Here is a 7277-nt window from a genome sequence, read left to right on the forward strand (position 1 = left end):
CTGTCGTGCGCCAGGGCCGGGGCCGGGGCCGCGGGTGATCAGGGAGTCAGGGGCGGGCGGGGGCCCTCGTCGGGGCGCGGGCCCGGCTGCGTGCCGTCGGGCCGGATGACCTCACCCTGCACGATCTTCCCGTCCGGACGGTGAATGCGGGCCTGCTGGAAGGCGTCGGAGAAGCCGCCGGGGCCCGCGTCCCGCATCCGGCGCTCCAGCGACCGCTCCGCGTACCGGGCGAGCCGGGTACGGACCGGCGGCACCAGCAGGGCGAGTCCGGCCACGTCCGAGACGACCCCGGGGATCATCAGCAGGAGCCCGCCGAGCATCAGGAAGCCGTTGCCCCTGCTCTCGGGGGCGGCGGTCCGCGGATCGGCGGCCCCGGGCTGCCCCGGCATCCGCTGGAGCGTCTCGGTGAGGTTGCGGAAGGCCCGGCGGCCGGCCCGTTTCACGACTGCCGCGCCGCACACGATGCCCGCCGCCAGGAGCAGCAGCACGGTGAACCCGCCGGCCGCGTCGGCCACGACGGTGAGCAGCCAGATCTCCAGCACCGCCCAGGCGGCGACGGCGAGCGGGATGTATGTGCGGGCGCGTGAGCGCTTGCGGGCGGTCGGGGGCTGTGTGCCGGTCGTCATGGTCCCCAGTGTGCCCGTACGGGCGTCCGAGTGGCGCGAGGGGGTTGATTCCACCGGGCCGCCGCGGACGGCCGGTCAGAGGGCCTTGCGGCCCAGGACCCGGTTGGCGCGGGAGGTGACGCCCCAGGACGTGACCCGCCAGAGCGCCTCGACCAGGATGTCGCGGCTCATCTTCGAGTCGCCGATCTCCCGGTCGACGAAGGTGATCGGGACCTCGACGACGTGGTACCCGGCCTCGACGGCCCTGCGGGCCAGGTCGACCTGGAAGCAGTAGCCCTGCGAGGCGACCTGGTCGAGCCCGAGGCCGTCCAGGGTCTCGACGCGGAAGGCCCGGAAGCCGCCGGTGACGTCCCGGGTCCGCAGCCCGAGCAGGAGCCGGGAGTACGTGCTGCCGCCGCGGGAGATCATCTCGCGGGACTTGGGCCAGTTGACCACGCGCCCGCCCGGCACCCAGCGGGAGCCGAGGACCAGGTCGGCGCCCTTGAGCGCGGTGAGCAGCCGGGGCAGCTCCTCGGGCTGGTGGGAGCCGTCGGCGTCCATCTCCACGAGCACGCCGTAGCCGTGCTCGGTGCCCCAGCGGAAGCCCGCGAGATAGGCCGCGCCGAGCCCTTCCTTGCCCTTGCGGTGCAGCACGTGGACCTGGCCGTCCCCGGCGGCGATCTCGTCGGCGATCTTGCCGGTGCCGTCCGGGCTGTTGTCGTCGGCGACCAGGATGTCGGCCTCCGGCACGGCGGTACGCACCCGGCTGACGATCGGCTTGATGTTCTCGGCCTCGTTGTAGGTCGGGATGATCACCAGGATCCTGCCGAGCGGCCCGTACCGCCGCTGACCGCCGTCGTTCACTTACTGCCCCTTAAGTCCGTACGCAGGTGCACACCATATCCAGCGGGCGGGAGCCGCTCGGCGACGCGGTCGGGCGGGACCGCTCCCCGGCCGGGACAGAAGGAGTGAAGTGCGGACAGATACCCGGGTACGGGCGGGGACGGGAACTGCGGATGGGGGCCCGGCGCCCTTCGGGCCGACCTGGGGCCCGCTGGCTGCGGGTCGACCTAGAGCCGTTGTCTACTGAACGTCCGGGCCCCATCCGGGTCGCACCGCCGACCGGCTGAAACCTTCCCTCGTCCCGAGGCGCGGGCGCTGAACCTGGCTGACAGTGGTGGTGCGCCGGTGCGGCACACCACCCGTGACCCAGCGGCGTTCGACGACTGCGTGGAGATTCGACCGGTCGGACGTCCTGTGGTGGACCCGGCCGAACCTACCGGCCGGTGGGCGCATTCTGTCAATAGCCGTCTGACCTGCAATATTTACGAAACTTGCCTGGTCAGTAGCGAAGATCCCCAGGTCGCGGCGGAACGGGACCCGTCATCGGTGACGGTACGGAACATCCGCACGTCACTCGTTCGGCCGCTCGTAGACCGTATGTCCGAGAACCACCGTCCGCAGGCAGACCGGGAGCTCCGCGCCGGGGGTGAGATCGGGCAGGCCCGGCGTGCCCGAGCGGGGGTCGGTCGACCAGCGGGCGACCCGGTCGTCCGGGGCCTGGACCAGCAGCTCGGAGGTGCGCCAGACCGCGTAGTCGGCCGGGGCTCCGGGCACCAGGAGGCCCGCGTCGTCCCGGCCCACGGCCCGCCAGCCGCCCCTGGTGTGGGCGGTGAAACCGGCCCGCACGGAGATCCGGTGCTCGGGCGTGCGGTGGAACGCGGCGGCCCGTACGGTGCCCCACGGGTCGAACGGGGTGACCGGGCTGTCGGAGCCGAAGGCCAGCGGCACACCTGCCCGCAGGAGCGCCGCGTACGGGTTGAGGGTCCTGGCCCGCTCGGCGCCGAGCCGCTGCGCGTACATGCCGTCCTCGCCGCCCCAGGCCGCGTCGAAGGCAGGCTGCACGGAGGCGGTCAGGCCCAGTTCCGCGAACGCGGCGACGGTCTCGGGGGTCAGCATCTCGGCGTGCTCGACCCGGTGGCGGGCACCGCGGATCCGGGCCAGGCCGAGCGTCTCGGCGGCGGCCCGGACCCCGTCGACGACGGCGGAGATCGCGGCGTCCCCGATGGCGTGGAAGCCGGCCTGGAGTCCCGCCTCGGTGCACGCGGTGACGTGGGCGGCGATCTGCGCGGCGTCCAGATGGGCGGTGCCGGTGTGCCCGGCCGGGCCGTCGGCGTACGGCTCGTGCAGGCAGGCGGTGTGCGAGCCGAGCGAACCGTCCACGAAGAGGTCCCCGGCGGCACCGATCGCGCCGAGCTCCCGGATGCGGCGGGCGTCCTTCTCGTCGGCGACCCGCTCGGCCCAGTAGCCGTGCACCCGCGGGCCGCGCTCCTGGGCGGCGAGCTTCAGCAGCCCCGCGAAGTCCTCCTCGTCGGAGATGTCGGGGCCGCCGCACTCGTGGAGGGTGCCGATGCCGAGCGAGGCGGCACGGCGCAGGGCGGCGCGCTGGGCGTCGGCGCGCTGGGCCGGGGAGACGGCGCCGTGGGCCGCGGCGCGGACCGCGTGGTGGGCCGCCCCGGTCAGCGGGGCGTCGGGGTGGTAGCCGGTCAGCCCGGTGACGCCGGGGACGAGATCGAGCAGAGCGGTGGTCGCCACCGCGGAGTGCACGTCGATCCGGGGCAGGTAGACCGGCCGGCCGGCGGCCGCCGCGTCGAGCTCGGCGCGCGACGGGGGGCGCTGTTCCGGCCAGCGGGCGGCGTCCCAGCCGTGGCCGAGAACCACCCGGTCCTCGGGGTGCGCGGCCACATGGGCGCGCAGCAGGGCGAGCGCCTCGTCCAGGCTCCGGGCGCCGGACAGGTCGAGGCCGGTGAGGGCCAGCCCGCTCGACGTGGTGTGGACGTGGGCGTCGGTGAACGCGGGGGTGACCAGCGCTCCGTCGAGGTCGACGACCTCGTCGACACCGCTCGCGAAGGCGTCTGCGGCCCCTTCCGAGCCCACCCAGGCGACATGGCCGCGTTCGACCACCATGGCGGTGGCGAAGGGGTCGGCGGGGCTGTGGACGTCTCCACCGCGCAGCAGCACGGTGCGGTGGTCGCTCTGGGGGGCGGTGCTCTCGGTCATGGGACCAGTCTCCCGCCTGTCCGGACCCGCTCGGTCCGCGCCCCCCTCAGATCCGCGGCGGCCGAGCCTCGTACGGGGTGGACAGGACGACCGTGGTGCGGGTGGAGACACCGGCCAGGGAGCGGATCCGGGTGAGCAGATGCTCCAGCTCCAGCGGGGCGGCGACCCGCACCTTGAGGATGTAGTTCTCGTCGCCCGCGACGCTGTGGCACGCCTCCAGCTCCGGGACCTCGGCGAGCCGCTCGGCGATGTCGTCCGGCGCGCTCGGGTCGAAGGGTTTCACCGAGATGAACGCGGTGAGCGGCAGGCCCACGGCCTCCGGGTCGACGACCGCGGCGTAGCCCCGGATCACCCCGCGCTGCTCCAGCCTGCGGACGCGCTGATGAACCGCCGATGTGGACAGGCCCGTGGCCTTGCCCAGGTCGGTGTAGCTCATCCGCCCGTCCTTGACGAGCAACTCCACGATCTGTCGGTCCAGCTCCTCCATACGGATCAACCTATTGCCCCGGGTGCCTCCAGGCACAGCGCCGGACACTCCGAAGAGGCGGCGCACAGGGTTCATGTGACGAACACCACAGGTTTACGGGTGGGTAGGCGACCCGCTCGCGGTTACGGGCGATGCGCGACGGGAAGTGGTTGCTGTGGCCGAGGCCAAGTCGCCTGGTCGGCCCACCTGAGGGGGGAATTTCCCATGCAGAGCCTGAAGCTCACCGGACGCACCGAACCGGAACCCGTCGAGGAGACCGCTCCCGGCGAGGACGCCGCTTTCGACGCGTACGACACCTTCGAGATGTACCGGGTCATCTGCCCGGACTGCGCGCAGCCGATCGCGTTGCTCGCGGGCGAGGAGGTGCTTCCGGAGCACGCGCTGTGCCCGACGCCGTGGAATCCGTTCGTGCTGACCGTCTGCTCCGGCACGGGCCGCCCGGCCGCGCAGGCACGGGCCGCGGACGACTCCCTCGATGCCCAGGAGCAGGAGACGGGCCTGCTGCTGACGCTCCCCCAGGGGCTCGACTGGAGGATGCAGCCGTTCTCGCACGCCGGGGGCCCCGGCTCCCGTCCGCTGCGGGTGCCGCAGATGCGGCGCGACGCCGCCTGACGGCCGCCGCGCACCGCCCTCGGTCTCCGCGCGCCACGACGGCCCGGCCGACGTGGTGCCCGAGGTGCGTGCCCCGCGCCTCCGGGAGAAAGGGCGGGCGGGCTCTCGATTCCGCCGACGGGTGACCGGGGCCCGACCCGCACCGCTGCCCGGGCACGGCCCCGCCGCGCTCATCGGCCGGTACCGGCCGCCGCCCTTCCGCCTCCGCCGCTCCCGCGGCCGGGGCATCGGTTCCGCGGCCCGGTTCACGGCCGGTCCACCGGCCTGCTCCGCGATCCGCCGATTCCCCCGCCCTTCGGGCGCCGCCGCATCGCCGGGAGAGCACGGACCGTGCCGGGCCGCCACGACCAGGGATGCGGCCGGATCGTGGCGACGCCCGTGCGGCCGGACCGGCCGCCGGGGGTCAGCGGGTCTCGGGACCCGCGAGGTGGCGCGCGATGACCATCCGCTGGATCTGGTTGGTGCCCTCGACGATCTGCAGCACCTTGGCCTCGCGCATCAGCCGCTCGACGGGGAAGTCGAGGGTGTAGCCGTAACCGCCGAGCACCTGGACGGCGTCGACGGTGACCCGCATGGCGGTGTCGGTACAGAACAGCTTGGCCATGGCCGCCTGGCGCGAGAACGGCTTGCCCGCGTCGCGGAGCCGGGCCGCCTCCAGGTAGAGCGCCCGGCCGGCCTCGATCTGGGTGGCCATGTCGGCGAGCATGAAACGCAGCCCCTGGAAGTCCGCGATGGGGCGTCCGAACTGCTGACGCCCGGCGGCGTAGTCGATGGCCTCGCTCAGGGCCGCCTGGGCGACACCGATCGCGCAGGCGGCGATGCCCAGCCGCCCGGAGTCGAGCGCGGAGAGGGCGATCGCGAAGCCCTGGCCCTCCTCGCCGACCCGGCGCGCGTCGGGAATCCGGACGCCGTCGAAGTTCAGCTGGGCGGTGGGCGAGCCCTTCATGCCCATCTTCTTCTCGGGGGCGGCGGCGTTCAGCCCCTCGGCGTCGCCGGGGACCAGGAACGCGGTGATCCCGCGGGCGCCCTCGACGCCGGTGCGGGCCAGCACGGTGTAGAAGTCGGCGACGCCGCCGTGGGTGATCCACGCCTTCGTGCCGGTGATGACCCAGTCGTCGCCGTCCCGTACGGCCTTGGTGCGCAGCGAGGCGGCGTCGGAGCCCGCGGCGGGCTCGGAGAGGCAGTAGGCGCCCAGCAGGCCGCCTCCCAGCATCGCCGGAAGGTGTTCGGCCCGCTGCTCGTCGGTGCCGTACCCGGCGACCGCGTGGCAGGCCAGGGAGTGGACGCTGACACCGAGGCCGACGGTGAGCCTGGCGGCCGCGAGCTCTTCGAGGACCTGCAGGTAGACCTCGTACGGCTGGTCGCCGCCGCCGTGGGCGGAGTCGTAGGGCAGGCCCAGCAGCCCGGAATCGGAGAGCAGCGAGAAGATCTCGCGCGGGAACAGCCCCGCTTCCTCCTCCTCGGCGGCCTTGGGTGCTATCTCCCGCTGGGCGATGTCGCGGACGAGCGCGAGCAGTTCCCTGGACTCCTCGGTGGGCAGACGACGTTCCACCATGTGTGAAGCACGGTCGGTCATGACGGCGCTCTCCTCCCTGTCGGGCGTTGCGGCGGTCGCGCGCTAGGGGTGTGGGCGGCGCCGCCGGGGGCTCCGGGCTCGCCCGGAAAAGCACTGCGGTCCAGCCGCGCCATCGGTCCCCCGGATTACGAGAGCCGCTGGCCAGCGGCTGTGGCGGCTTGAGTATGCCCGATCGGACGATATCCGTCACGGGGTCCTCGGGCGACTCGGCCGCGGGCGGAGGGATCACGTGGACTTGGTCCACACCATTGACCCAACTGGTCTAGTCCATCTACGGTTCCCCACGGATCGACATCTGCGCGTTCATGCCAAGTTCGCACGATGGCCGACTCCCAGTCCCCACAAGCGAGTTCCCTCCCCCACGAGGAGACAAGATGTTCGGACCGAACCGCCCCCGCGCCCGTTTCCGGGCGCTCGCCGCAGCTGCCTGTACCGCCGCCCTCGGCGCCGCCCTGCTGGGCGTCGCGGGCACCGCACCGGCCGGCGCCACCCCCACCGCCACGCGGGCAGCTGCGCCCGCCACCACCGACGCGACCCCCACCGCAGCCGGCGGCAAAGTGGTCGGATACTTCACCAACTGGGGCGTCTACGGACGCAATTACCACGTGAGGAACATCGAGACCTCCGGCTCGGCCGACAAACTCACCCACATCAACTACGCGTTCGGCAACGTCACCGGCGGCAAGTGCGCCATCGGCGACTCGTACGCCGACTACGAGAAGGCGTACACGGCCGACCAGTCCGTCGACGGCGTCGCCGACACCTGGGACCAGGATCTGCGCGGCAATTTCAACCAGTTGCGCAAGCTGAAGAAGCTGCACCCGAACCTGAAGGTCATCTTCTCGTTCGGCGGCTGGACGTGGTCCGGCGGCTTCGGTGAGGCCGCGAAGAACCCGGCCGCGTTCGCCGAGTCCTGCTACAACCTGGTGGAGGACCC

General features: G+C 73.1%; 7 protein-coding genes. 2 read left to right on the forward strand and 5 right to left on the reverse strand.

The window, feature by feature from the left end; genetic code table 11:
• Positions 1 to 38 precede the first annotated feature (38 nt).
• The 4 genes from fxsA to ACFCV8_RS34735 all read right to left on the reverse strand — a co-directional run bounded on the left by fxsA (position 39) and on the right by ACFCV8_RS34735 (position 4152).
• Positions 39 to 626: an FxsA family membrane protein gene (gene fxsA, locus ACFCV8_RS34720; RefSeq protein WP_376689503.1), complete on the reverse strand. Its 588-nt coding sequence runs from the start codon at positions 624 to 626 to the stop codon at positions 39 to 41.
• A 75-nt stretch (positions 627 to 701) separates the two neighbouring features.
• Entirely contained in the window at positions 702 to 1469 is a 768-nt protein-coding gene (locus tag ACFCV8_RS34725; RefSeq protein WP_376689504.1) for a polyprenol monophosphomannose synthase, read from the reverse strand.
• A gap of 549 nt (positions 1470 to 2018) precedes the next feature.
• The gene (locus ACFCV8_RS34730) at positions 2019 to 3665 is read right to left on the reverse strand and encodes an amidohydrolase (RefSeq protein ID WP_376689505.1); all 1647 of its coding nucleotides are present in this window, start codon (positions 3663 to 3665) and stop codon (positions 2019 to 2021) included.
• Positions 3666 to 3711: 46 nt separating this feature from the next.
• The gene (locus ACFCV8_RS34735; RefSeq protein WP_376689506.1) at positions 3712 to 4152 is read right to left on the reverse strand and encodes an Lrp/AsnC family transcriptional regulator; all 441 of its coding nucleotides are present in this window, start codon (positions 4150 to 4152) and stop codon (positions 3712 to 3714) included.
• 204 nt (positions 4153 to 4356) lie between these two features.
• On the opposite strand from ACFCV8_RS34735, the gene ACFCV8_RS34740 reads away from it, so the two are divergent.
• Positions 4357 to 4764 (forward strand): hypothetical protein, encoded by a 408-nt coding sequence (locus ACFCV8_RS34740; protein ID WP_376689507.1) that lies wholly within the window; start codon positions 4357 to 4359, stop codon positions 4762 to 4764.
• A 403-nt stretch (positions 4765 to 5167) separates the two neighbouring features.
• On the opposite strand, the gene ACFCV8_RS34745 is transcribed toward ACFCV8_RS34740, so the two are convergent.
• On the reverse strand, positions 5168 to 6340 hold the full coding sequence (locus ACFCV8_RS34745; RefSeq protein WP_376689508.1) for an acyl-CoA dehydrogenase family protein: 1173 nt from the start codon (positions 6338 to 6340) through the stop codon (positions 5168 to 5170).
• Between the two features lie 374 nt (positions 6341 to 6714).
• On the opposite strand from ACFCV8_RS34745, the gene ACFCV8_RS34750 reads away from it, so the two are divergent.
• The coding region (locus ACFCV8_RS34750) for a glycosyl hydrolase family 18 protein (protein WP_376689509.1) at positions 6715 to 7277 on the forward strand (563 nt) is incomplete at its 3' end.

Origin of the sequence: Streptomyces sp. NPDC056347, from assembly GCF_042262625.1 — a bacterium.
In the GTDB taxonomy this organism is placed as follows: Bacteria; Actinomycetota; Actinomycetes; order Streptomycetales; family Streptomycetaceae; genus Streptomyces.